The following is a 1,620-nucleotide window of genomic DNA, read 5'->3' as shown; positions in this document are numbered from 1 at the left end:
ATGGTCAGGGAAGGGTCTGCCGTGTCCCCCTGTGTGGGGGACAGTATTCTGGGCGAGGGCGGCGTTTGTGCCGCTCCTCCCCAAGAGTGGAGGAGCCAGCACAGGATTGCCGCCATGAGGGCGAAGCCCACACTCATGCCACACAGGATGCGGGATTTCGTCTTATTCGTCACGGCCGTCGCTCCCGTCTTTGCGGTGCAGCCGGTGGGCGCAGAAGGCGGTGCCGCCCGCCGCCGCGATCAGCAGGACGATCCCGGCCACGATGGGCATGGTGCTCACGCCGGTCTTGCCGTAGGTGGTCCCCTGCGGCTTGTCCGGTTCGGGGGTGGGATGCTCCGGTTCGGGCTGTTCGGGGGTGTCGGGAATCTCCGGTTCCTCCGGGTGTTCCACGGTGACGGTCTGGCCCTTGTCGGTGATGTCCGCGTGGACCGCGATCACCTCGCCGTTGTGGAACAGGGTCTCGAACGCCACCAGCTCCGTGCCGTCCGCAATGGCGGAGGCGTCGAACGTGAACGTCACTTCCACGCTGCCGCTGGCGTTCTCCGGCGTGAAGGTGGTCTTGGCGGAGACGGGGTTTCCGTCCGCATCCAGCAGGGCTTCCTCCGTCACATTGCCGTCATCGTCCACATGCTTCACGTAGAGCGCTCCGGTGAGGGTGTATTCCTCGCCGGGGATGAGGTTCGCGTACTCCACCGTATCCACGATGATGGCCTCCATATCGGCGATCACGGTCTTGTCGCCGTCCGTGCCGTCCGTGGCGGTGGTGCCGATTGCCGGTTTGGGGTTCTCCACCATGACGGTCTGGCCTTCATCGCTGATGTCAGCATGGGCCGCGACCTCCACGCCGTCATGGCTCAGCGTCTCGAACGCCACCAGCTCCGTACCGTCCGGAAGGGTTGTGGCGTCGAAGGTGAACCTGACCTCCATGGAACCGTCCGGGGAGTCCGGCGTGAACGTGATCTCGGCGATGATGGGTTCGCCGTTCCCGTCCAGCAGGGCTTCCTCCGTCACATTGCCTTCCTCGTCCACATGTTTCACATGGAGGGTGCCGGTGAGCGCATATTCCACGCCGGGGACGAGATTCCTGTATTCCACCGTATCCACGATGGTGGCCTTCTCGTCGGCGATCACGGTCTTGTCGCCGTCCGTGCCGTCCGTGGCGGTGGTGCCGATCTGCGGGGCGATGACGCGGAGCTGCTGGTCCACGTCGTCCTTGTCCTTGTGCTCCGCCATGAGGGTGCCGTCGCTCACGCGGTGCAGCTCCTCGAAGACGGTGACGGTCCTGCCGCCCAAGCCGGTGGCGGGCAGAGTCGTTTCCACGATCTCATAGCCGTCCGCAGTCTGCGCGGTGAACTCATGTGTGGCGGTGACGGGCTTATCGTCCACGGTGACGGGTTCGTCGGTTTCCGTGTCCACGATCGAGGCGGTGAGCCGGTAGGTTTCGCCTGCGGTGAGGCCGGTGTAGGTCACTTTGTCCGCGATCCTCACGTCACCGGCCATAATGGAGTTGTCTCCGTCGGTGGGGTCGTAGGCGTTGGTGGTGATGGAAACGGTGGGTTGGGGCTGGTCGTCGAGGGTGCCGTAGTCGTACACCACGCCGTCGCGGGTGATGGTGACGGT

General features: G+C 64.8%; 1 protein-coding gene. It reads right to left on the bottom strand.

The annotated features are described in order from the left end of the window. Positions 1 to 162: 162 nt before the first annotated feature. A partial coding sequence (locus B5G37_RS15360) for a VaFE repeat-containing surface-anchored protein (RefSeq protein ID WP_158099445.1) occupies positions 163 to 1,620 on the bottom strand: 1,458 nt, incomplete at its 5' end.

The sequence above is a fragment of the Pseudoflavonifractor sp. An85 genome, assembly GCF_002161235.1.
Classification (GTDB): domain Bacteria; phylum Bacillota; class Clostridia; order Oscillospirales; family Oscillospiraceae; genus Enterenecus.
This window is presented reverse-complemented; position numbering and strand designations above follow the sequence as displayed.